Source organism: Exiguobacterium sp. s125 (genome assembly GCF_018618605.1).
In the GTDB taxonomy this organism is placed as follows: domain Bacteria; phylum Bacillota; class Bacilli; order Exiguobacteriales; family Exiguobacteriaceae; genus Exiguobacterium_A; species Exiguobacterium_A oxidotolerans.
The window spans coordinates 69,807-94,174 of sequence record NZ_JACSMI010000001.1 but is presented as its reverse complement, the minus strand read 5'-3'; the positions used below and the strand labels follow the sequence as shown (position 1 = coordinate 94,174).

Sequence of the window (24,368 nt, the reverse complement as noted above, 5' to 3'; positions counted from 1 at the left end):
AAGCAGGCTGGCGATTCATCTCCCACTTTCACTCGAGCTTCACCCTGATTGTTTAGAAGTGGGCGTATTCTCGCCTGATTTTGATAAAATGATGCATCCGTTATCCCTCCTGACGTTTTTGATTCAATCGGACATCGTTTTTTGATTCCGCTTCCAGTTAATGTTATTATGGACTTAATTTTCATAATATTTATTTGTTTGAAGAAATTATTTTCTTACAGGAGGTCTGTCGCATGGAACGCTGTTCGCTTTGTGGAACACCTTTAAAATCACAGGATACAGCTTGCTCCCATTGCCAGCATCCTGTGACTGAAAAAAAACGATTACATATGTCATCCACTTCATCGTCACACGTATCAAAGAAACGACATCCTCTGCTTTGGACGATTGCTGTCATGACGGTTTTCGTCATCTCTTTCGGTGCCTGGTCTTGGTTTGGTCCGACGACGGCAACGAAGATTGACAATCCGTCGAACGTCCAACCAATCGCCTTATCTGAATGGACAGATGAGGACAGTGCTTATAATCAAACGTATTCAAAAGAGAATCCACCGACTTCATATGAAGTCCTAAAATTCGTTCGCCAATATACGCAAACAATTCCGGAGCTCGTGACGTACTCCGCAGCAAATGATTCGCTTGAAACGTTTGCTGCGATTCAGTTCACAACGCTTGAGGCATTCCAGTCAGAGTTCGATGCCCTTCGCGCAATCGTCGCCGTAAGCGATCATCCAATCACGCCACTCCCGCATACGATTGATTTCAATCAGTTCCATTCAAAAGGGACGACATTCGAAGTCGAGACGACAGAAACGTATAAGATCGCTACCGTTCCGGAAAATCAGTTCGTGACGTATGACGTTCACTATACGGTTCGTCTGCATACCGACCACCTTCAAATCACGACCATCACGCGAAAGGAGGTCAACACATGAAACGATTGCTCTTATTGGTGCCCTTCTTTTTGATCGGCTGTACATCAGATCCAACAACACAGATTCAAGATGAGCTGGACAACAATCAATATACAAAAGCGGTCGATTTATCGACCGATCAAGACGAGATGAACGAGCCCGCCCGTTTGATGGTGCAGCTCGAACAGGCATTAGCCAGCTATCGTTTGCAGGATGTCGTAACCATCTCAAAAAAAATTGAACAGCTTAATCTTCCGGATGACCATACCGTTCGTGAACGGGCCGTCTCAATCCGTCTCGGTGTCGATGCGTTGTTACAGGACCTGTCGCGCCTCGAAGCGACCTACCGAGTCGATCGCAGTCTGTTGGATACAGGAGTGTCCGAAGAAAAATTTGACGGACAAGGTGACATCGAAATTCGATTCGATGACGAACACTCCCTGATTGCGACCTTCCTCTATGATGACTTCGGCATGAAAGAAGCACCCCGGCAAGGAACAGATGAAATCCGTTTTGAACCAGATTTGACGGCCCGCGTCCCTTTATCAGAAGGTGTCATCTCTTACCGCTTCATCCGCACGACCTTAAAAATCACATATGAAGGCCCCGGCGGAAAACGGATTTATTACTTGAAGCAACTAAAAGATGATGCGTAAACAGACAGATGACAAAATGGGACTATTCCGATAGCTGGAATAGTCCCATTCGTCTGCCAATATAACGCGAACAAGAAATGTCGTGTGATTTTTTATAACTTGGCGACGACTTCCGCACACAATTCATGGGTCGCCAAGCTGTCTTCCGCTGTAACGGACGATGACGGTTCACCATTAACGCTCGCAATAAATGCATCGACCATCTCGACGAATCCGCGCCGCTTGAGTGTCGCTTCCCAGTTGTCAAGCGGACGACGGAGCGTGCCTGCTTTCGTTAATTGATCGACCGACGTCACGTCCGTCGCAATCCGTTTTTCATGTGGTCCCATGACTTCGACACGTTCTTCTGTCACACCATTATTCCGGTTCATGATTCCGATTGCCGTGATCCCGTTCGCTTCGAACTGGATCGTCACGTGATGCAGTAAGTCGTCGACCTTTTTCCCGCGGACACTCAAGTTTTCGATTTTACCGCACCCTGTCAAAAAACGTAACGTATCGACGACATGGACAAAGTCGTCAAAAATGAATGATTTCGCATCTTCAATGAACGAAATCCGATTTTTTTGCATGACGATTAGATTCGGTTGTTCGACTTCTAATAACGTCCGGTGTGCCGACGCGAAACGTCGATTGAATCCTGTGATGAAGTGTAAGCCTTTCTCCCCTGCTAATCGTGTCAGCTCACGAATTTCCTCGATTTCCATCGAAACGGGCTTATCGATGTAGACATGGATGCCTGCTTCGAGCAGTTGTTTCGCTTGCATCGCGTGCACTTTCGTCGCCGAATGAATCATCGCCACGCCAATGCCTGCTTCCGTTAACTGATCAATCGATGTCAGTGTCCCGGCAAAACGATACGCATCACACAGTTGCTTCGCCTTGTCTTGATTTTCCGAGACAAGATAAATGTCTAAGTCGGACCGCTCCGCGTAGACCGGTAAGTACGCTTTTTGTGCAATATCCCCAAGACCAATGACTGCAATTTTCATGAATAAATCCCCCTCAGTTCTTTCTGTTCTACTCATTCCCTATGATACGTAGTTTCATACCTGGCGTGTAGAAAATTCTAGTTTTTTGAAAAAAAAGAGAATTTCCTTTTTTTGTTTTATGCTAGAGACATATTTGAACAAGGAGGGAATGAGATTTTTATGAAAGTATCGCTCAGAATTGGACTGACACTGTTACTGCTCGTCGCCCTATGTCTTCCGGCATTACCCGCACAAGCTGCCAGTTACCAGGTCGTCGTCACTTCGACGATCGGGGCGAACGTCCGAACGAAGCCGAGCACGAGTTCATCAGCGACCATCACGCGTCGCGCTCCGTACAAAGCGAAGTTCACAGCAGTCTCGTACTCAAACGGTTGGTACAAAATCAAAGATGGTAGTGCGTACCGTTACCTTTCGAATCAAGTCGCGAAAAAAGTCACGGCAAGTTCGACGAAAACGTATAAAATCATCGTCTACTCGAAGTATGGTGCGAACGTCCGTACATCACCAAGCACCGCGTCCTCTAAAAATATTAAACGGCTCGCTACATACAACTCGAAGTTTAATGCCGTTTCCTATTCGAATGGTTGGTACAAAGTAAAAGGGAAAGTGAACTATTATTACGTCTCAAGTCAGGTCGCGAAAAAAATCACGACAAGTGCACCTGCGACTTCAAGTAGTTATCCCGTCGCCTCGATGCGTTATTTCAAACTCGGCTCCTCAAGTTATGAACTGTCAAAAGCCAGTACGACACGCCGTTATCCGGCAAGCACGACAAAACTGTTGACGGCCCTCGTCGCTTATGACGCCGCTGCCAAAAAAGGAACGCTCGATCAAACGTTCACTTTGACCTACTCTATGCTCGCCGTTCCTGCCGGAAGCAGCACGGCTGGATTCCGTTCGGGTGATAAAGTCACACTCCGTCAACTGTTGAACGGGATGTTGATTCGCTCCGGCAACGACGCAGCAAAAGCCATCGCCATCCGTACGGCAGGTTCTGAATCGAAGTTCGTCTCGTTGATGAACAGTCGTGCCAAAACAATCGGTATGGCGTCAAGTCACTTCATGAATCCGCACGGCTTCTATCATGCGAGTCACTATACGACAGCAGCAGACATGCAAAAACTCGCTAACACGTATGCTGAATACAGTTACTTGATGACCGTCAGTGGCCGAAAATCATACAAAACGACCGTCAAAGGACCATACGCCCGGACGTTGACGTGGTACCATACGAACACGTCGCTTCCAAACGAATCGCGTGTCTATGCGAGTAAGACAGGGTATACACCAGAATCTGCCTATACACGTGTCTTCTTCATTAAAAAAGGTTCGACGCGCTACGGCCTCGTTACGTTGAAAGGAACACTTCCACAAACGGAAACGACATTACGCGCTGTCTTAAACCGTTAATCGCCCGTCCCCTAGGAGACTTTCTTCGGAAACGCTTCTAGGGGATTTTTTTGTTCTGATTCCGTTTAAAATTTCACTTGCATTGGAAGCGAATTCATCATATGGTTAAAGCACAATCAGACGTCTGACGTCTCAATGGAGGTATGACCGTGGGAAATGTAAGTTTATTATTTGGGGGCGTTGCGCTCTTTTTAAATAGTTTGTCCTTGTTTGGAAAAGTTGATTTAAAGAGTGCCGGTGTCTTCAGTTTGTTGACAGGATTACTACAAACGTTCGTTGCGACGTTGCTCGTCATCGGTGCAGCAGGTGATCCGATCTTGACGTTCGGCTATGCGAGCATTTATTTGTTTGCCTTTACGTATCTGTATGTCGGCATCACGTTCATCTTCGGACTCGACGGGAGCGGCGTCGGCTGGTTTTCCCTGTTCGTCGCCATCGCTGCATTTTTCTATGCCGGCGTCAGCTTTAGCGCAGGCGACTGGATGAGCGGAACGACGTGGTTGTTCTGGACACTCTTATGGTCGATGTTCTTCATCGGAATGGGACTGAACCGCAATGTCGATGCATTGACGGCACGCGTCGCACTCGTCCTCAGCTGGTTGACGTTGATCGTACCTGCACTCGTCGGACTTCGTTTCGGTACGGCAGGAAGCAGCTACCAACTGTTATGGAGCGCAGCTGCCATCGTGACCGTTCTCTACTTTGTTTACTCGGCCTTGAAATTGTCGCCGCTTCGCCGACCTGTCCAATCATGATGTCCGACACATGCTACTACAAAACGCGCTGTTCCCTTGACGCTTACAGGGAATAGCGCGTTTTTTGGTTCGTAAGATATCCGCGTTTCTCGTCGCGCGTTCTCTTCCCGAATCATCTCCGAGCGGCAAGTTTTTTGGTTCGTAAGGTATTCGCGTTTTTCGTCGCGCATTCTCTTCCCGAATCGTCTCCGAGCGGCAAGCTTTCGCGCCGCTTCGTTTCACTGCAGGGTCGCTCCTTCTTGCTCTTTCGCTCGAAAGCGATTCGTGTCAGGAAACGCGACGCATCACAGTCTTTCTAGTGTTTCCTTCTATCAGAAAAGCTAAAAAGATTTGCTTCATCGTGACTCCTACGGGAAAAAGCACAAGGTGACTTGTGCTTTCAGAGGCAGGCGAGACCCTGCCCCTTGACCTGTAAGGGCAAGAGGCAACGGCTTGCGCCTCACCCGAGGAAAGCACGGGAAGCAAAAATCTTTCGCACCATTTACATTGATCAACTACGTTTTTTGGTTCGTAAGGTCTCCTTTTATTCGGAAAGCTAAAAAGATTTGCTTCATCGTGACATAAGCGCAAGGTGACTTGCGCTGTCAGAGGCAGGCGAGACCCTGCCCCTTGACCTGTAAGGGAAAGGAGCAACGGCTTGCGCCTCGCCCGAGGAAAGCACGGGAAGCAAGGATCTTTTGTACCACTTGCATCGATCTACTACGATTTCTCCCGCCACTTAACTCCACTTTCCGATTCGGAAGATGTCTTGACCCCAAGCAAAAACCCAGACACCGTTCACTTTAAAACCCCGCTCTATCTCAACGATTGTTGCAAACTCGTTTGCACCTCTTTCAGTGACTCCGCCGTCGGATGCCAGTAATAAATCTGATCCGACTCGATTCCACCACTTCCCTCGAGCGATAACGTCTCGACGTTCTTCAAAGCATCACGGTAGTCTAACGCAATTTTCCGGACGACTGGAAACGGAACGTTCGTCTTGACGTTTTCACCGAGCACGCTGAGTACGTCGTTAAAGCGACTGAGCGAAAAATCTGACGTCAATTTGTCTGCGACAGCCTGAACGACTTGACGTTGACGGATTTGACGACCGAAGTCTCCTCGAGGATCGTCGTAGCGCATCCGTGCATAGGCCAACGCTTCTTTTCCGTTCAAGTCGAGCTGCCCTACCGGAAACTGCATCTCGTAATACGAAAAATCGATGTCGTTCGTAACACGGACACCGTCAACTGCGTCAACAAGATCTGTAAAACCCTCGAGATTGATTTCAGCAAAGTAATCGATTCGGATATCGAGTAGGTTCTCGACCGTATCGATTGCCATTTCAGGCCCCCCGAAAGCATAGGCATGATTGATTTTATCGCGTGAGCCATTTCCGATGATTTCTGTTTTCAAGTCACGAGGTATGCTGAGCATCTTACTTTCCCCACTCGCAGGATCAATCGTTGCGACGATGATTGTATCGCTCCGTCCCGCCTCATCTCCATGCTGGTCGATCCCGAGCAAGAGAAAGGAAATCGTTCGTTCTTGTTCGATCGCTTCAATCGCTTCGACACTTGCCTCGACCGGCAACTGGACGTCTTCGAGCGTCTGACTCGCTTGATGGTAGACATACCCACCTGATCCGAAGAGAACGAGCAGTCCGATGCCAATGACGGTCAAGACAATCCACTTCCATTTTTTCATATCTCCATCCCCTTCGAATCAAGTCGATTTACGAATCTTGTTGGTTCATAAGCACCATGATTGCATTGCTCCAACTCCCGAACAGGGATGTGATGACACCAATACTCGGTACGTCCTGTCCTTCGCTAAAACGTTGGTAGCTCGCAATCGTCAAATGCTCCGTCTCGTATCTGGCTCGCCCTAACACGAGCAATACTTCCTCTTCCGTCCACCGTTTTCGCGGAAGTTCGATGCCGATGATTTCTAGCGCATTCGTCCATGAACCGTACCGTCGTGCGATTGTCGCTACCGTCGGCCGATTTTTTCCGACCGCCCATTTCGTATAGGCTTGACTCGTTAATGTAGGTAATGCTTCCTGTGCTTCCAGTAATGATTCGATGATCCGACGTTCCATCTCCTGGACCCGTTCCTTCAAAATGTCTGCTTCTGATAATGCCTGCTGCCACGAGTTGAATTGATGGACGATATCGGTCAAGCTCGGCGCCTGATGCCGTTGCGCCCACTCACGATATGTCGCACTCGTGAATGGTTCGAGTTCCGCTTTCGCCGCTCGTAATGCCTCGATGATGTCGGATTTTGTATAAACCACTCGGATTTGCCCGATTTCAGCGCGTTCCAGCGCGATTTGCCAAGATCCAAATAACATCAGGATTTCCGCGACGGTCGGATACTGGGTATTCAGTTGCCAACGAAAATAGGTATTTGCCGTCAGTTCATTCTTCCCGTTCGCAGCGAGACGGAGTGCTTCGATCGCTTCCTCCAGATCGCTCATCACGATGTCTCCCTCCCACACATTCATAGCCGAACGTTGCGTCGAACATCCTCAACAATACCTTGACGAACGGAGCGAATCACGAGTGCTTGTTCCGTAAACGTCATCTGTGAGGCGGACGGCAGACAAAGTCCTTCAGCAAACAAGCGACCGCTGACATCAATCCCGTCACTTGTAATGAACGGGACATCCCGGTAGACCGGTTGCAAGTGCATCGGTTTCCAGACCGGTCGTGACTCGATGTGATTCTGTTGTAAGCGGATGATCAATTGATCCCGTTGTTCCATTCCTCCCGGTAATGTCAAAGCCGTCAACCAGCGATTGGCGCGACTCCCTTCAACCTCTGCTTGGTACTGTGTGGCGTCGAGCATGTCGAAAGCCCGCGTATATCGCTGAAAGATTTTCCGGCGTGCCGCGACGCGATCTTCGATGACTTCGAGTTGTCCGCGTCCGATGCCGGCTGAGACATTACTCATCCGGTAATTAAACCCGACTTCTGTATGTTCATAATGAAGGACCGGTTGCCTAGCTTGCGTCGAGAGATAAAACGCCCGTTCAATCAAATGCGGATCGTTTGCGACAAGCATTCCGCCACTTGATGTCGTGATGATTTTGTTACCGTTGAACGAATAAATTCCGAACGTCCCGAATGTCCCAGTCATTCGACCGTTGATCGTCGAACCGAGTGATTCGGCTGCATCCTCAATCAACGGAACGTCATACTCGGCGCAAATCGCACTCAACTCTTCAATCTTTGCGACGACCCCGTATAAATGGACGACGATGACGGCTTTCGGCAGGCGTCCGCGTGTCGCGGCTTGAATCATGGCTCGCCGGAGTGCCGCGGGTGACATATTCCACGTCTCCTCTTCCGAATCAATCAGGACAGGACGGGCACCGACGTAACGAATCGGATTGACGGAAGCAACGAACGTCAACGACTGACAGAAAACATCGTCGCCCGTCGTCACACCGAGTGTCGCCAAGGCGAGGTGAATCGCTGCCGTTCCACTACTTGTCGCGAGGGCGGCCTCTGTTTTGGTATATGCGCGCATCCCCGCTTCAAAGGCTTCAACGTTCGGTCCGAGTGGTGCAACCCAGTTCGTTTCGAGTGCTTCCGTGACATAGCGTGCTTCTTGGCCACTGAGGTGCGGGATCGATAGTGGGATTTGCTTCATGATGTTTCCTCCCCTCTTGATGACAAGTGACGGATCGGTGTGCGATAGACGGGAAACCACTTACAATCGTTCGCTGACGGGTACTGCGTTAAAAACGTCCGATTCAATTGTTCATACGCCACTTCGTCAAGAATCGACGTTCCGATCGAAAAGAACGTATGCGCTCCTTCACTAAAGGAACGTTTATATAATAAAAGACTGTCTGATGCATCTTGTGAAGTGCCGCCACCAAGATGCATCGCAACCATACCTTTCTCCTTTGCACGTCGCATCATCTCTGCGAATAACAACTGATTCGGCCGAACCTTTAACTGGCTCGGATCGGACGCCCCGAGGTGATAATGGGCGAAACGACTTCCATATAAGACGATGCACCCGGCGATGATGTGACCATTTAATTCTGCAACCAATACTTCGGCGTCGAGTGTTCCTGATAACAGCTGTTTAAAGTATTCATCCGTAAAGTAATACCGTGGTGCTGCCTCGTGCTTATCCATCGTCAAGCGGTAGAGGTGTTTAAATTTCTCGTAATCTGTCGGTGCGGCGACACGGATCGTGACGCCTTCCCGGACTGCTTTTCGTACATTGCGCCGTGTCATTTTTGAAAAGCCACCGAGAATCGCTTCATATGAATCCGTCAGCTCCACCGTCACGGTCGCTTGGAGTCGCTGCGTCGAACGGCACCAATGCTTTCCCAGTTCGACGTTTTGCAAGAGTGGATGGAACCGAATCGTTTCGGTGATGATCTGTTCCGCACGACAATAGTCGAGAAAACGTTGACGGACTTCGCGGATTTGATCGAGTGACCAAAGCCCAACGAAAATCGGTCCCCCGTATCCGTAGGGTGTCGTGATGTCGTGATATGACGTTCCATCGATTGGTCGTTTCAAATAAGGGTAGATCAATGTCCCGAATTCTGTCGGATAGAAGAACATTTCCGGGATTCCTACTTCTTCAAGTGCGAAGTAGGCATGTTCGTAATAACAATCGAGGCGATACTGACTGACGAGTGCGTCCCATTCGGTCGGATCATGGATGAGTCGTTCATCGCTTAGCGACATCATGGGGAACACCTCCGTCAAGTCCTTTGAACTCGCCCATCCCCGTCTGATGTTCCGTCGAGTTCCCTTCTGAGGAGACGACGATTTTTACTGTCTTCATGAGAATATAGAGATCGAGACGAAACGTCTGATGTGCCGCGTACCATTGATCTTGTTCGAGCCGCTCTTGCCACGTCGTCGCGTTCCGCCCATGAATTTGCGCCCAACCGGTTAGTCCAGGCAACACATCATGCCGCGTCATCTGCTCTTTCGAATAGTGGTTCAAGTAACTGACGAGGAGCGGACGCGGTCCGACGAAACTCATCTGACCGCGGACGATATTGAAAAATTGTGGGATTTCATCCAGGCTGAGCCGCCGAATCCATTCCATCGCGTGCGGGATCCGTTGTTCGTCTGGGAGTAAGAGGCCATCCGCATCCGTCTCGTTCGACATCGTCCGGAATTTATAAATTTTAAATAACTGTCCGTGATAACCAGGACGAACTTGATTGAAGAAGATCGGTCGACCGAGCTTCGTATAAATGAACAAGGCGACGAACAGGTAAACGGGGAGTAAGATGAGAATCGCGACTAGGCTGATTGTGAAATCGAATGTCCGTTTCATGATGACTTCCTCCTTTTACATAGTCGAAAAGAGATCGAGTTGTCGTTTGATGACATCAGCTTCGTTAAAATGTTTCATTGCCCGTTCGAATCCGGCCCGGCCCATCTCTGACGCCTGTTGCGGGTGTTTGACAAGATCGGTCATTCTTGCTGCCAACTGCGTTTCATCATGGACTTCGACTAAATAACCGGTCGTGCCATCGATGACTTCTTCCCGGCAGCCGCGGATGTTCGTTGCGATGACCGGTTTCGCCGTCGCCATCGCCTCGATGATTGAGCGCGGGACCCCTTCTCGGTGCGATGGCAGGACGAAGGCATCGACTTGTTGTAAAAGTCGTGGCACATCTTCAACGAACCCTCGATACTCGATATTCGGAATCTCGCGTAGACGTTCGAGGAAACGATGTTTCGTCGTTTGATCCCGTTCGCTCTCCATCATTTCACCGGCGATGATCAAGCGGACATCCGGGTCTTGCGACACGACGTTTTCAAAAGCATTCAGAAGTTCGAGCACTCCTTTTTCCTCGACGATCCGTCCGATGAACAGGAAGGTGAAAGCTTCGTTTCCTTGCCGCGCCTGTGGATAGAATCGGGTTAAATCGATACCGTTCCCTAAATGCATCAACCGTTTCGTCGCCTTAAAACGTTTCCGGTTTGCCAGTTCATAATCTTCCCCGCTTTGGAGCAGGAGGTAATCCGTCGCGAAACGGGCGAGCCATTTTTCGACGGAATAGGTCAATTGATACGTCACCCGTCCCATCTTTTCATGAAAGTAAAAGCCGTGTGCCGTGTAGACGATATGCTTCGTCCCCGCTCGTTTCGCTGCGACCCGTCCGAGCGCTGCCGCGACCGGTGTGTGGACATGGACGGCGTCATAGCGACCCGTCTTTAAAATGTGAACGATCGAGCGGACCGTCTTCCAATTACTCGTCCAGTCAATTTTCCGTTCGATCGGAATATCATGCATCGCAAAGCCTTGTGCTGCCAGCTTGTCAGAGGCTCCCGTGTCGGCACAGGCAATCCCGACATCGTGCCCTGCGTCGCGCAGCGCAAGCAGTAACGGTTGCAGCATCGTTTCAGCTGTCGTATCAAGCGCGCAAACTTGGAGAATTCTTAAAGACGCCATAAGTGCACCCCTTCCGGTTTTTCAGCTGGTGCGAGCATCCCTTTGATGTCGACGACGACACCACGCCCCACTTTGAGTAAGTGTTTCGCGAGTAGCCAGTTTCCTTCAACGTACTCTTCATGACTGACGGCGAAGATGATGACGTCGGCTGGTTTAAGCTCTGTCATGTCGAGCAAATCGATTCCGTATTCGCGTTTCGCTTCATCCTTCGAGACAAGGCGATCGGTCACTTGGACTTCAATTCCGAATTCTTCGATCTCCTTGATTAAATTCGCGACTTTCGAATTCCGGATGTCACTGACGTTCTCCTTGAATGAAAGACCGAGGACAGTAACGCGTCCGCCGAGGACCGGCATGTTTTGTTTGATTAGATTTTTGACGAGTGACGTCGCGATGAAGCGCCCCATCGTATCGTTGATGCGTCGCCCGGCAAGGATGACTTCCGGATGATAACCGAGCGATTCAGCCTTCATCGTCAAGTAGAACGGATCGACCCCGATGCAGTGTCCTCCGACGAGACCTGGTCGAAACGGAAGGAAGTTCCACTTCGTCCCTGCTGCTTCGAGGACCTCGAGCGTATCGATGTCCATCCGGTCGAAGATGATGGCAAGTTCGTTCATCAAGGCGATGTTTAAGTCACGCTGCGTGTTTTCGATGATTTTTGCCGCTTCTGCGACTTTGATCGATGATGCCCGGTGGACCCCCGCCTCGATGACGGCTTCGTACACTTCTGCGACAACATCGAGCGTTTTTTTATCCTGTGCTGAAACGATTTTTTTAATGGTCTTGAACGTATGTTCATGATCCCCCGGATTGATCCGTTCCGGTGAGTAACCGACGAAGAAGTCGACGCCTGCTTTAAGACCCGAAGATTCTTCAAGGACCGGGATACAATCTTCTTCCGTCGCCCCCGGATAGACGGTCGACTCGTAGACGACGATGTCGCCTTTATTAAGCTGGCGTCCGACAAGTTGTGACGCCCGTAAGAGCGGCGTCAAGTCCGGTTGATTTTGCGCATTAATCGGTGTCGGTACGGCGACGATGATGAAGTCACTCGCTTGAAGTGCCGCAGCATCCGTTACATAATTGACGTCCGCATTTTTTAAAGTGAACGGTGTCAGTTCGAGCGTCGCATCGACTCCTTCACGAAGTTCCTGGATGCGCTGTTCTTTAATGTCAAAACCGACGACACCTGTCTTTTCACCGAAAGCGATGGCGACCGGGAGACCGACGTAGCCGAGGCCGACGACGGCAATTGAACGGTTGGCGATGGGAAGTGATCGTGTTTCGGCTGCTGTCGTATCTGTGATGTGTTTGACTGCCTTATTCATGATGGACTCCTCCTATTTCATCGACTGTTTGATGATCAATGTTTTTCCATTCGGTTCTTGTTTAACTTGTTCGACGGACTCGAGCGTAATCAACATATCCGGTCCAAGCAATTTGCGCATCTCGTTCAATAAAATCTTTTCATGTTTCGGTTGGAAACGCTGATTGTCTGGAATGTAACGCAGTGTGACACGATTGAATGCGTATTGTTCGACTTGAAGTCGTAAGACCGAGTTTGGTAATTCGCGGGCAATCGTCGTAATATCACCTTCAAAGACTTTGCCCCGCTTCTCACTGACGATGAAACTTGTCCCCCGTCCGTCTATCGAGGCGATGACCGGTCCGTTCAATCCACATCCACACGTCTCATGACTGAGGGTCATGCGGTCACCAATCCGGTAACGGATCAGCGGGGTCCCGCGTGTCGTAAAACACGTCACGACGACTTCACCATCCGGTCCGTATGGTTCGATGATGCCTGTTTCGTGGTGCAGGTGCAGCTTCCGGTGCGTGCATTCAGAAATGATCGGAGCGCCTTCTGACGAACCGTATTGATCGAAGACCGGTGCGACGAATGCCTCCTCAAGAATCGATCGCATTTCTTCTGTCACTGTTTCTGACGTCGGAAAGATGGCAACGATTTTGAAATCGAGTCGAATCTTATTTTTGAGTAAATAACGGGCGATTTCGACCATCGCCGTCGGCGTCCCGTCTAACGCGACTGGTCGGAAACGATTCAATTCCTCGATATAGGCGGGAAAGTTTTCTTCTTTCATATGAAAAATCGAGAGCAGCAATTGATTGAGCGGACGATTCATCCGCCAAAAGATCGGCTTTTTCTGATCGACTGCCGTCAAGGTCCGTCCTGTGAAACTAGCCCGTGGCATCCCGCCGTAAAACCCGTGCTGTTCCTTAAAGTAATCGAGATGTGCCATTCGTTCTTGAATGTCCTCGCGCATGAAAGCAACCTGGAGTGACTTCCCGCTCGTTCCGCCTGTCCGTCCTCGGACAGGCGCGTCGACTTCTGACATGAATTCGTCGTTTTGCTGCCGTAACGTTTCTTTTTCAAGGACCGGAATCAGCGCCAACTGATCGAGTGACGTCAGCGGAAGTTTTATGTCGAGCTGTCGAAACAGCTCCCGGTAGTACGGGGTATGCTGGTGCACGAACAAGAGAAACGCATTCAAACGTTCAAGTTGTTCGACGCGATAGTCAAGCGACCGGTCTTTTTCGCGTAATTGCATCAGTTTTTGTTCATAACGGGCCCCGTACCGTTCATGCATCAGCTTTTTGCCATAAATGGATGTCAAAATATTCTGAATAAATATCGGAGACTTATAATAAAGATCTTCCTTAAGCGCCATCTTGGACCTCCTCCTTCAGCTGGTAATGACGTTCATACCAATCGATGAATGCATTGACGCCAGCTTCGACCGTCGTCCGTGGCCGGTAACCGATCGTCTCGAATAACGACGTGACGTCAGCGAAGCTTTCCGGGACGTCTCCTGCCTGGAGCGGCATACCATGTTTGATCGCCGTCTTCCCGAGCCGCCGTTCGATCAAGGCGACGAATTCGTTCAGGCGAATCGGACTGTGACTGCCGATGTTGAAGACCCGGTATGGAACGAAGCTCCGGTCTGGCTGTGGCGCCGCTTTATCAAAGGACGGATCAGCGACCGGCTCTGTCTGTAACAACCGATAGATGCTCTCGATGATGTCGTCGACATAGGTGAAGTCGCGTCCCATCTCACCGTAGTTGTATAAATCGATCGGTTGACCGTTCGCGATTGCTTCCGTGAATTTGAACAACGCCATATCCGGGCGTCCCCACGGACCATAGACGCTGAAGAATCGAAGCCCCGTCGTTTTGATGCCGTATAGACTGCTGTAGGTGTGGGCCATCAACTCGTTCGCTTTTTTGGAAGCGGCATAGAGACTGAGCGGATGGTCGACCGCGTCCGTCACGGCGAAAGGCATCTTCGTGTTCGAGCCGTAAACGGAACTGGAAGAGGCATAGACGAGTTGTTCGACCGGATGATGGCGACAAGCTTCGAGAATCGACAGGAAGCCGACGATGTTCGATGTGATATAGACGTCCGGTCGATCGATGCTGTAGCGGACACCCGCTTGTGCTGCGAGATGAAGCACGAGATCAATCTGTTCCTTCGCGAAGATGGCGTCGACGGCTGCTGTATCCTCGAGCGATACACGATAAAAGGTATAGCGTCTCGGATCGAGTTCGACTAAGCGCGCCTCTTTCAACGCCGGGTCGTAGTAATCGTTGACTTCGTCGAGTCCGATGACACGGTACCCTTCCGCTAAAAATCGACGAGCGGCATGAAACCCGATAAACCCTGCGATACCGGTGATTAAAATCGTTTTATTCTGCACGTTGTTCGACCTCCTCAAAGTGGTGAAGCGCCTGGTAGCGAATATAATGAATCGATGTGTAGACGATCAGGAGCATCGGAAACAATTTGTAGCGGTGACGGATTGCCGTTCCGACGTTTCCTGTCCCAAGACCAAAGATGAGTGCATTGACGATGAAGAGGAGCAACATGAACAATAAAACAGCAGCGTAAGGATGGTGTTTCAAATAGCGGAAGTGCCGGATTGTCAGTGCGAACAGCAGGAGATAAACGGCGGCGTCGAAGAAGAAGATGGCGATGTTCGTCACACTGGACCATTGCCACGGGAACGGTGAGAAGAGGAAATAAATCATCCGAAGCGGTGAATAGAGAATCATGTCAAGTGGTCCCGTGACAGTCAACCCGTTCAAGTAAGCCGATCCACCACGGTCATAACTCATCCCGCTAAACAATTGACCGTTTTCCGAGACGTGTGTGAATTTTGCGAACAAGACATCCTGAAAACTGTAGACGATGAAGCCGACGATCAGGACTTGCATGACCAACCGCTGTACTTTGGAAGCTTCGAAATCCATCCGACCGGTCGCATGATTATAAAAGGAGAAATAAACCAATAAGACGACGATTCCAATCGCGAGACCGGAATGGAAAATTGTACTGACGAAGTAAGCGAGGTAGGCCAGTGCCAAGGAAGTACCCGACTTATCCATCGTCCAGCGCACCATGTAATAGAGCGTATAGACAATACCGAGTGCGACGAGTTGATCGCGTAACAGGATCGGCGAAAGCAACAATCCTTGGGCGAAGAAGGCAAATAACAGCGTCGACAGGAACACGACCCGCATCGGCAGACCGAGCAGCCGAAGCGTTTTCGCGAGAATGACGACGGCGACGACGCCGAGGATGACGTTAAAGTATTGTGCCAAGATCCGTTCAGGTCCGAATGCAAGATAGAAGATGCCGAGGAACTTCGAGTAACTTCCGCGAACGACTTCGTTGAACATCGCTGGATCGAGATAGATTTGCAGCCCTTCGAGATGGAACGCCTCCGTATCATCCCCACTGTGTGGCGGGAGCCGAAACAGCTCAAGATCGACGAACATCAATCCGAGACGCACGATGAAGGCGGTGACGAAGACGAGAAATAATGGCGTCGTCTCCGAGTTTTTGAGCAAATACCAGAGCATCAAGATGGAATTGCCGACTAGCATCAACGTGATATAACTTTCCGGTGTCGAAAAGAGCGGCCGCAACAGTTGACTGAGCAATGCTTCGATGATCAGTAGAATGAGGATCGGCCGCATCTTTTTCCCTCCTTTAGCTACTTTGTTCAATCGCGAGCGGCAAGTTCCGCGGATAGAGCGCCCGGTAGAGCGCTGGCACCAACAAGACGATTTGTGTGACGGCGCATAACGCATAAGCCGTCGTCGCACCGTATAACCCATACAGTGGAATCAAGAAACTGCAGGCAATCAGATTGACGGCGACACTTCCGAAAATCGCAAGCGTCTGGATACGAAATTGCTGGAATCCCGTTAGTAACGCTTGGATGACGGTCGAATTATAGAAAAAGAGCGAAGCGACCATCATCAAGACGAAAATCGTATGGTACTGCACGAATGAAGCATTGTAGAAAATCGTCAACCCCCATTTTCCGAAGAAGATGGCCCCGATGATCAACAGGGCACCGACCGCGTTTGTCATCAGCAACATCGAGCGTGTCAGCTTCCGGAGTGCCGGAAGACTTTGTCGTTCGCCCGTCTCTGACGAAAAATTTGGTAAGAGAACGGCGACGAGCGAGTGGATGAACAAGCTACCTAAAACGAGTAAGTAAGCGATACTCGCGTAGTAACCGAGTTCTTCCGTCCCGATGGTTTGACCGACGAAGAGACGCGGGATGTTGGCATTCAAGGCAACGAGTAAGGCAACAAATCCGAGCGGGACGGCCTTGAAAAACAATTGCCGGCCCGTTTGGTAGCGATCGCTCATCGTGATATTTTCAAACCCTTGTCCAATCCGGCGGACGGTCGGTAAATCGTAGATGATCAGCATGATTAAGTTCCCAGCAATCATCGCGAGGACGAATCCGTGAATCGAATGAGTCGTAAAGAGGATCAAGGCTGCACCCGAGACGTTGATCAGACTTCTGAAAATCTTCGATAACGCGACTTCTTTGAACGCCATGTGTCCTTGGAGGAAGCCGTACGAGAGATCGGCGAACGATTCCATGTATTTATTGAGATAAACGAGTAACGTCAACAGTAAGATATCCGCTTCACCGAAGAAATAATAGACGATCAGTAAGACGAACACACCGAGCGTCAAGAGGAAGAACCGTGTTTTGATGAAAAGCGTGAAGTTCTTCAGCCCAGCCCGTTCCGCCGTCAAAATCGTGCTGGCATTGAGCCAACAGAACATGACAATCGGTGCCGTCAAGGCGAGAGCGTAATTGAAATAACCGATGTTGAGTGGCGTGCTCCATTTGATTAAGAGCGTCAAAATCATCCATTGGTGTAAGGAATAGGCCGTATCGGCAATGAAAATCAAGTTAAAGCGTGATAACTGCCGCGGTGCTTTCATTTATCTCACCTCTCATTCTCGCGCGATCCGGACGACTTCTGGCATCGCGACCGGGCGGCTATCATTCGTCGCACCGAGCAGGTACGTCCGAAGCGCCTCTTCATCGTCGAGGCAACGATTGATTTCCCGAAGATACGGTTCGACGGAGCCGAAGGGCCGGGTCTTCCCAACTAGAATTTTCTCGAAAACCCGCTCGTCATGGACTTCTTCTTCTGCGAGCAACTCCTCATAAAGCTTCTCGCCTTTTCGAATGCCGCTGTAGACGATCGGAATCTGTTCTTCCGTAAAACCGCTCAAGTGAATCAAATTTTTCGCAAGCGTCGTGATGTTGACCGGTTTTCCCATGTCGAGGACGAACACCTCTCCTCCGCTTGCGAGGACGCTTGCCTGGATGACGAGCCGACTCGCTTCCGGAATCGTCATGAAGTACCGCGTCATCGCCGGGTCCGTCACGGTGATCGGTCCGCCTTTTGCGATTTGTTCCTTGAAGAGCGGGATGACGGAACCACGGCTGCCGAGTACATTTCCGAAACGGACGACGGCGAACGTCGTTTCACTGTTGCGGGCGATTTGCTGGATGACCATCTCGGCAATCCGTTTCGTCGCCCCCATCACGCTCGTCGGATTGACGGCCTTATCAGTCGAGATCATGACGAATCGTTTGACGTGTGCTGCTTCCGCCGCAAGCGCGACGTTGCGTGTCCCGTAAATATTATTTTTGACGGCTTCGCGTGGATTATCTTCCATCAACGGGACGTGCTTATGGGCTGCCGCATGATAGACGAGATCCGGTTCGAACCGTCCCATGACTTCATTCAGTCGTTCTAAATCCTGAACGTCCGCGATGACGGAATGAAGGACCGTACCATCGGTCATACATTCGAGCTCCCGGCGAATCAAGTAGATGCTGTTCTCGCCATGTCCGAGGAGGATGAGCCGGTCGGGCTTAAATTTAATCAACTGACGACAAATCTCTGAGCCAATCGATCCACCGGCTCCAGTCACGAGGACGGTCGCCCCGCTGACGCTTCGTTCGATTTCCGTGATGTCGAGTTCGACCGGTTCACGACCGAGCAAGTCAGCGATGGAGACTTCGCGGATTTGATTGATTGATACTTTTCCTGACGCCAGTTCGACGAGCATCGGTAACGTGTGGGCTTCGACCTTCGTCTGTTTGATGCGATTGAGTAAAGCGACCCGCTCCGTATAGGATAAGGAAGGAATCGCGAGCACGACCGCTTCGATTTTCTGTTCTTCGATGATGAATTCGAGTTGCTCGATCGTTCCGATGACGGGGACGCCGTGGATGCGCATCCCTTTGAGTTCTGCGAGGTCGTCGAGTAAACCAACGACGTTCAAGATGTGCGCTTTTTTCTGCTTTAACTCTTTCGTAATCATCTGTCCGGAAGCTCCGGCCCCGATGATTAACGTGCGTTTACCGAGCGTCCGGTCCCGTTTCAGTTGAAGCGTCCGTCCGCGAATCGCTAAGCGGACAAATAAGATACCGTTCAGGACAAGTCCCGTTTGCAGGAAGACGGCGCGCTCGACGGCGAAGTCGAACAAGGCATACTCGAGTCCGAGTAAGACAAAGCTGCTGGCGACGACGACAAACAGGAGGACACCTAAATCCCTCAAACTCGCATAACGCCAAACGATTTGATAAAAGCGCATCCAGTGGGCGACGAGTGTTAGGGCGACCCATTGAATCAATGCGATTTCAATCGCATTCCGTAAATCGAACTGAACGGTAAGGTGAAGGGGATTGAAGAAGTAGAAGGTGACGACGGTTGCGGCGGCGATAATCAGTGCGTCGACTCCGCGTAAAAGTCCGATTTTCATATGGCGACGATACTGATGCAATGGTGGTGCTTGCATGACTGCTCCTCCTTCCCCGAATCATGAGTGTGGACGGCTGACGGCTTGTGGATAGGATGCATCATCTTTCGTTGATTCAGTTGCTGACTTCTTTCCTAGTACACGGGAATAGACGATTAGTAAGCCGAACATCAACCCGAGTACACCGCCGATCGCCGTGTTCATCAAGATGTTCGGAGACATCGGTTTCGTCGGAATCCGTGCCGTCGAGAAAACTTCCGTACTGCTCGTATCAATCAACTGAGGCAAGTAATCTTGGAACACTTCTGTCATCGTGTTCGCTTGGATGGCAGCTTGTTCAGCTGATCCATCTGTAATCGATAAGGCGATGACTTGAGAATCAAGGTTACTCGACACCGTCAAGCGATCGGTTAAATCGAATAGCCGTTTATCGGTCACACCCATCTTTTGGGCGACTTGATCGACGACTTCCGGACTCCGAAGAATATCTTGATAGGTACTGACGAGTGACGTCGAGGAAGTCGTGTCACTACTCTTTTGCGGTACGACGAGGATGTAAGCTGTTGCTTCATACGTAGGTTTAATGACGTACGTGCTGATCAGGTAACCGGCACCCGCAAACAAGATGGCACAGACGATGAGGATCCACCAGCCCTTTTTCAATGTCATCAAGTGGTCTGCGAATGTTCTTTTTTGATGCATGGTATTCACATGGTTCACCTCTTTCTTACCTTGAACGTCGGAGGGTCATTGGTTATGACTTCACCTTATTTCCAAACGACTACCAAAACAATTAGAGCTTGGTGGAAATGATTAGTTTTTTTTCAGTAGTCGTTGTGCATGCGTATCATTACATCATCGAAAAATATCGTTTCACGAAAAAAAGACGATTCACAGAAAAATAATCGTCGTTCCTTCAAAAACATTCATCTTATCCGCATAAATATCGTTTATTTACGGGTAAATACCAATTTGATGATTAAGAAGTCACATAATCGGTAATAAGTCCTATATGAAGGGTGGATAGACTTTAGAAATGATGTTAAAATCCGTCAATATACCTGAATCGATTGCCTTATTCATCCTATTGCTATTTGTGACGATTGATTTGTGGACGCGTCCGTTACGCTTTACGGATGAAGTCTTACCGGAGCATTGGAACGTCGTGACCGTCTTTTTATACCCGTTACTCTTTCTCATTTTTTATATCGTGTCCCGTCCGTTATACTTTCCGTTTCGGTCTCGTTCGCATCGACTCATCCTCGTCTTTTTGAGTTATTTGACATTACACACTGTCTTGTTTTTCTCTCGTCCCGCGACGGATGCACCTTTTTCACTCTTCTTTCTTTTGACGACATGGATGTTTCTGATCATCGTCCTATCACTCTCTTCTCCGCTTTTCACTCACTGGCACCGGTTCTTATTTCTCATCCTCTTTTATCAGGCACTATTTTTAGCGAGTTACGCCCTGCTCGTCTCGTTTGGACAATCCTACATCCCAATCGACAACTTGCAGTGGTTACGGATTGGTCCGATCGCGCTTCCACAACTCTATGTCGGGGAGCAAGGTAGCTTTCTACGCTTAGCCAGCTTGACGAACAATCCGAACGCATTTGCTGCTTGGCTTGTTCCTGGTGGATTGATTGCTTGGATTGCGGTCCTCCGTTCCATCACGACGAGTGCCTGGCGCCGTCTCTTCTTCTTTGGCGTTTCGCTGGCATTGATATGCGGAGGGCTGTTGGCAAGTGCTTCGCAAACGGGCATTTATTCTTTTTTTCTACTCACTTTATTGACGACCGTTCTATTGTTACCTTCGCGGCGACTACGTCTTCAGGTCAGCGCCTGTTACATCACCGGAATCGCAATTGTGTTTGGCGCCCTGTCGCTAAAGCCGGGACTCCTCCTCCATTTAGTCAGTTTGAATGGTCGCCTTGATCTTTGGCAGGCGGGACTCGCAGCTTCAGCAGATCGCTTTTGGGTCGGTCATGGTTTTGGCGCCGCAACGACCGGCTTATTTGAGCAATTGGGAGAAGAGACCCTTTACACGTTTCACAGTACGCCGATCGTTTTCCTCTATGAGTTCGGCATCATCGGGTTACTCCTCTACGTGTTATGTTTTAGTTTCATCTTGTTTCGTTTAATTCGGAATTATCGTTTTGACGACGTCGAGTCGCTCACACTTCTACTGCTCATCTTCTGGTTGTTGTTGCTTCAGTTTACAGAAAGCATCCTGATTCGACCGGGCGGCTTTTATTTCATCTGGCTCAGTCTACTCGCATACGCGACATTCCGTCGCGACACACCAACAGACAGTACCCACACCTAGACGAACACCTACACGAAAGGGGTATGACATCATGAAGAAATGGACAGAACAACAAGTGATCGATAGTTTGGTCGAGGCAAGTCTTGCTTCACCTGCGTTAGACGCTAAAACATATGCCCGCTGGTCCAGTACTAAAGAAGTACCTTCGATCACGACGATCATCAACGTCTTCGGTTCATGGCGCGAAGCGTTGCATGCAGCAGGACTTTCATCGATTCGTCCCTACTTTTCCGATGAAGAAATCTTGACGTTCATCAAAGAAGCCTCGAACCGCCTTCATCCGTTTCATAGCAACAGTTATCGTGAATGGGCGAAAGCGAAACAGGGTCCTTCCTTAACGTTAATCAACCTTCGTTTCGGGTCATGGTCACGGGCCCTTGAGGAAGCACATATCGAGATGACACGCTCCGTCTGCATGACGGAAGAACGCATCATCAATGCGCTCCTCGAAGCATCGGACGTCCTCCCGCGTCTGACGACCCAAACCTATTCGATTTGGGCGCAAGAAAATGGGCATCCGACGGTCGCGACGATTGCCCGAAAATACGGCTCGTGGGTCGATGCCCTCGCGTGCCTTGATATCGCGCCTCCCCGCCGGAAATGGGTCGAAGAAGATGTTCTCAGCGCCTTAAAACAAGCGCAAGCTGAACTTCCTTCCTTCAACATCATCCATTACCGGAAGTGGGCTGAAGGAAAATCTGTCCCGAGCACTTCGACGATCAATGCCCTCTTCGGAAGCTGGACGTCCGCTGTTCAGTGCCTCAAGCGTTCCCGTGTCTCGCTCTCATAATTCCATTTAAAAACGGGGCTGGCTCAAAAGAAATCAAAGCTTTCGTATGTATAACGTAAAGACGCATCAAGACATCAGGAACGAGAAAAGACGCATCGAAAACGCCGATGGCTCCGTAGGAAAAACGGAAACATCGGCGTTTTATTTTATATGCGGGACGGAACACGCGTTTAAATATCTGCATGAATTTTCTTCCTTACGGCACAGCTCAAAGATTCGCTTTCAGCATGCTCACGCTTATGACGCGTGAACATGCGATATCGAGATACAATCAGTTCGCGCTTCCATCACTAAGATTTCGGAACGACGTAGGAGCCATCCTCCGTCTTTTTAGTATTTCGTTTGTTCAAACTGTGCCGCCGATACGAGCGTCAGCGTATCGTGCTTCATCATGTAGAGGTTTTCCTGATAGTGACCGATATCCGGTTGATTGACGAGCCCGCATAAATTGCGCCAGACTTGAGCGGGGAAGTTGACACCACATGCATAGGCATGGGGATACCCGCCGCCGAAGCGGGGATTGATTTCCGATAAGTAGAGCGTTCCGTCGACATCGAAAATATCGAAATCGAGCGGACCGACCAGTCCAGAACCGGCGAGGACGTGCTCGACGAGTTCGAATACATCGGTCCGGAGGACGGAGCGACTTTTATCCGTCTCTCCGGCTCGCATCGCCAATTTTTCTTTGATGAAGATGGACGTGACTTCATGAGACAGTAGATCGACGTAGACATCGACGCCGAGTTCAGGCCCATCAAGAAATTCCTGCACGATTAAGCCGGGGCTCTGTTCAAATAATCGTTCGACTTCTTCTAATGTCTCGACGCGTCTTACGGCGATACTCGCACTCCCATTGCGTGGCTTGACGAAGACTGGAAAACCAACTTCCTTGAGTGCGACCGCTTCACGAAACGACGTGAGGGCATGATACGTTTTCGCATGCGGGATGCCTTGTAAGGTACAGTGCTCGAACATCGCGTACTTATCAAAACAAAGCAGACACGCCGATGGCGGAGAAACGATGACCGTGACACCGATTGCTGCAAACCGTTCCGTCGCTGTCGCGAGCAACTCGAGTTCAGGGTCGATTAACGACAACAATGCCGTCACCTGCTCACGTTGACACAATTCTAATAAATGATCGATGTAATCCGGCTGATCAATCTTCGGGACGATATGGTAGTTCGGTGCCATATAGAGTGCCGGTGCAAGTGGATTACAGTCTGCGACGCTGACCGCCCCCTCCTGAAACTCCTGAACGAAGTATTCGACCAGCTTCGCACGACGACCTGCACTCGTAATCAACAGATGAGGTCTCTTCATGTTGTCCCCTCCTTTTTGTATGATGTTCCCAAAGGATTCGCTTTTACTAGACAAGATTCCTTCCAAAAAAACGTTGAACTGAGACAAAAGTCTCAAGACAGTCTAATCAGTTGCTCCGCTCGACGTTTTCTCCGAATGAATCGATACAATACAATACCAATTAACGCACCTGTACCATCTAATAAGACATCCTGAATCAACCCGGTTCGTCCGCCTGTTACAATTTGATGGAATTCATCAAAGACAGCAATCGTGATTGCCAACGTATAGGCGAATAAACCCGCCAATACATAAGGACGCAACAAGCGAACGGTCAAGTCGACCAAGGCAAATCCGAGTACCATGAAAATCGATAAGTGCGCTGCTTTTCGAATAAAGAATTCGACAAAACCGGATGCACCAAGCGCTTCAACACTGACTTCTCCGTGATAATCAAATGAGATGAAGCGAAACGCCTCCACAAAATCCAAATTAAAATAACGGGACAGCCCGGGCTTTAAAGATTGCTCTTCATACGGCATCGAACTCGAAATAAATAAAATAATTAGAATAGCCAAGGTGATGTAACCGGACCAAGGGATTTTACGCATATAACTCGTCCTCCTTATTCAATACGCTTCTAGAATACCATGAGTTCTTCTTGAATTTCTCAGTGAATCAAT

22 protein-coding genes are annotated in these 24,368 nt (G+C 49.7%); 6 read left to right on the top strand and 16 right to left on the bottom strand.

The window, feature by feature from the left end:
- Positions 1–233 precede the first annotated feature (233 nt).
- Both KNQ05_RS00440 and KNQ05_RS00435 read left to right on the top strand, forming a co-directional pair.
- Complete coding sequence (locus KNQ05_RS00440; protein ID WP_088837871.1) at positions 234–935, top strand: zinc ribbon domain-containing protein; 702 nt, start codon at positions 234–236, stop codon at positions 933–935.
- The gene (locus KNQ05_RS00435) at positions 932–1,570 is read left to right on the top strand and encodes a hypothetical protein (RefSeq protein WP_088837872.1); all 639 of its coding nucleotides are present in this window, start codon (positions 932–934) and stop codon (positions 1,568–1,570) included. Before KNQ05_RS00440 ends, KNQ05_RS00435 begins: the two co-directional genes overlap by 4 nt.
- A 92-nt stretch (positions 1,571–1,662) precedes the next feature.
- On the opposite strand, the gene KNQ05_RS00430 is transcribed toward KNQ05_RS00435, so the two are convergent.
- Positions 1,663–2,562, bottom strand: a complete 900-nt coding sequence (locus tag KNQ05_RS00430) for a Gfo/Idh/MocA family protein (protein WP_214768933.1) — start codon at positions 2,560–2,562, stop codon at positions 1,663–1,665.
- A gap of 159 nt (positions 2,563–2,721) precedes the next feature.
- On the opposite strand from KNQ05_RS00430, the gene KNQ05_RS00425 reads away from it, so the two are divergent.
- Positions 2,722–3,972, top strand: coding sequence for an SH3 domain-containing protein (locus KNQ05_RS00425; RefSeq protein WP_214768936.1), 1,251 nt, complete (start codon positions 2,722–2,724; stop codon positions 3,970–3,972).
- 143 nt (positions 3,973–4,115) lie between these two features.
- Entirely contained in the window at positions 4,116–4,727 is a 612-nt protein-coding gene (locus KNQ05_RS00420) for an AmiS/UreI family transporter (protein WP_251132058.1), read from the top strand.
- Positions 4,728–5,522: 795 nt separating this feature from the next.
- Here the strand turns inward: KNQ05_RS00420 and KNQ05_RS00415 are convergent.
- From KNQ05_RS00415 to KNQ05_RS00355, 13 genes are read right to left on the bottom strand one after another with little or no spacing between them, the layout of a single operon-like run.
- A complete protein-coding gene (locus KNQ05_RS00415; RefSeq protein ID WP_214804269.1) occupies positions 5,523–6,413 on the bottom strand; it encodes an LCP family glycopolymer transferase in 891 nt (296 codons plus the stop codon).
- 28 nt (positions 6,414–6,441) lie between these two features.
- Positions 6,442–7,185: a hypothetical protein gene (locus KNQ05_RS00410; protein WP_088837877.1), complete on the bottom strand. Its 744-nt coding sequence runs from the start codon at positions 7,183–7,185 to the stop codon at positions 6,442–6,444.
- A gap of 23 nt (positions 7,186–7,208) precedes the next feature.
- Complete coding sequence (locus KNQ05_RS00405) at positions 7,209–8,363, bottom strand: aminotransferase class I/II-fold pyridoxal phosphate-dependent enzyme (RefSeq protein ID WP_251132457.1); 1,155 nt, start codon at positions 8,361–8,363, stop codon at positions 7,209–7,211.
- A complete protein-coding gene (locus KNQ05_RS00400) occupies positions 8,360–9,427 on the bottom strand; it encodes a lipid II:glycine glycyltransferase FemX (RefSeq protein ID WP_214804268.1) in 1,068 nt (355 codons plus the stop codon). Before KNQ05_RS00400 ends, KNQ05_RS00405 begins: the two co-directional genes overlap by 4 nt.
- Positions 9,408–10,028 (bottom strand): sugar transferase, encoded by a 621-nt coding sequence (locus KNQ05_RS00395; protein WP_088837880.1) that lies wholly within the window; start codon positions 10,026–10,028, stop codon positions 9,408–9,410. Before KNQ05_RS00395 ends, KNQ05_RS00400 begins: the two co-directional genes overlap by 20 nt.
- Positions 10,029–10,043: 15 nt before the next feature.
- The gene (locus KNQ05_RS00390) at positions 10,044–11,153 is read right to left on the bottom strand and encodes a glycosyltransferase family 4 protein (protein ID WP_088837881.1); all 1,110 of its coding nucleotides are present in this window, start codon (positions 11,151–11,153) and stop codon (positions 10,044–10,046) included.
- On the bottom strand, positions 11,141–12,484 hold the full coding sequence (locus KNQ05_RS00385; RefSeq protein ID WP_251132458.1) for a nucleotide sugar dehydrogenase: 1,344 nt from the start codon (positions 12,482–12,484) through the stop codon (positions 11,141–11,143). Before KNQ05_RS00385 ends, KNQ05_RS00390 begins: the two co-directional genes overlap by 13 nt.
- A gap of 12 nt (positions 12,485–12,496) precedes the next feature.
- Positions 12,497–13,846: a phenylacetate--CoA ligase family protein gene (locus KNQ05_RS00380; RefSeq protein WP_214767053.1), complete on the bottom strand. Its 1,350-nt coding sequence runs from the start codon at positions 13,844–13,846 to the stop codon at positions 12,497–12,499.
- On the bottom strand, positions 13,836–14,873 hold the full coding sequence (locus tag KNQ05_RS00375; protein WP_214804267.1) for an NAD-dependent epimerase: 1,038 nt from the start codon (positions 14,871–14,873) through the stop codon (positions 13,836–13,838). Before KNQ05_RS00375 ends, KNQ05_RS00380 begins: the two co-directional genes overlap by 11 nt.
- Positions 14,863–16,155 carry a hypothetical protein gene (locus KNQ05_RS00370; RefSeq protein WP_088837885.1) on the bottom strand — a complete coding sequence of 431 codons (1,293 nt, stop codon included), beginning with the start codon at positions 16,153–16,155 and terminating at the stop codon, positions 14,863–14,865. Before KNQ05_RS00370 ends, KNQ05_RS00375 begins: the two co-directional genes overlap by 11 nt.
- A gap of 13 nt (positions 16,156–16,168) precedes the next feature.
- On the bottom strand, positions 16,169–17,431 hold the full coding sequence (locus KNQ05_RS00365; protein ID WP_214804266.1) for an oligosaccharide flippase family protein: 1,263 nt from the start codon (positions 17,429–17,431) through the stop codon (positions 16,169–16,171).
- A 12-nt stretch (positions 17,432–17,443) separates the two neighbouring features.
- Positions 17,444–19,306 (bottom strand): polysaccharide biosynthesis protein, encoded by a 1,863-nt coding sequence (locus tag KNQ05_RS00360; RefSeq protein ID WP_214804265.1) that lies wholly within the window; start codon positions 19,304–19,306, stop codon positions 17,444–17,446.
- Between the two features lie 21 nt (positions 19,307–19,327).
- The gene (locus tag KNQ05_RS00355) at positions 19,328–19,969 is read right to left on the bottom strand and encodes a YveK family protein (protein WP_251132218.1); all 642 of its coding nucleotides are present in this window, start codon (positions 19,967–19,969) and stop codon (positions 19,328–19,330) included.
- A gap of 334 nt (positions 19,970–20,303) precedes the next feature.
- On the opposite strand from KNQ05_RS00355, the gene KNQ05_RS00350 reads away from it, so the two are divergent.
- On the top strand, positions 20,304–21,593 hold the full coding sequence (locus tag KNQ05_RS00350; RefSeq protein WP_251132054.1) for an O-antigen ligase family protein: 1,290 nt from the start codon (positions 20,304–20,306) through the stop codon (positions 21,591–21,593).
- A gap of 31 nt (positions 21,594–21,624) precedes the next feature.
- Complete coding sequence (locus KNQ05_RS00345; RefSeq protein WP_214804264.1) at positions 21,625–22,383, top strand: homing endonuclease associated repeat-containing protein; 759 nt, start codon at positions 21,625–21,627, stop codon at positions 22,381–22,383.
- Between the two features lie 330 nt (positions 22,384–22,713).
- Here KNQ05_RS00345 and KNQ05_RS00340 read toward each other — a convergent pair whose 3' ends face one another.
- Together KNQ05_RS00340 and KNQ05_RS00335 are read right to left on the bottom strand one after the other, a co-directional pair.
- Positions 22,714–23,706, bottom strand: a complete 993-nt coding sequence (locus tag KNQ05_RS00340) for an ATP-grasp domain-containing protein (RefSeq protein WP_214804263.1) — start codon at positions 23,704–23,706, stop codon at positions 22,714–22,716.
- Between the two features lie 92 nt (positions 23,707–23,798).
- A complete protein-coding gene (locus KNQ05_RS00335) occupies positions 23,799–24,296 on the bottom strand; it encodes a VanZ family protein (RefSeq protein WP_214767039.1) in 498 nt (165 codons plus the stop codon).
- Positions 24,297–24,368 lie beyond the last annotated feature (72 nt).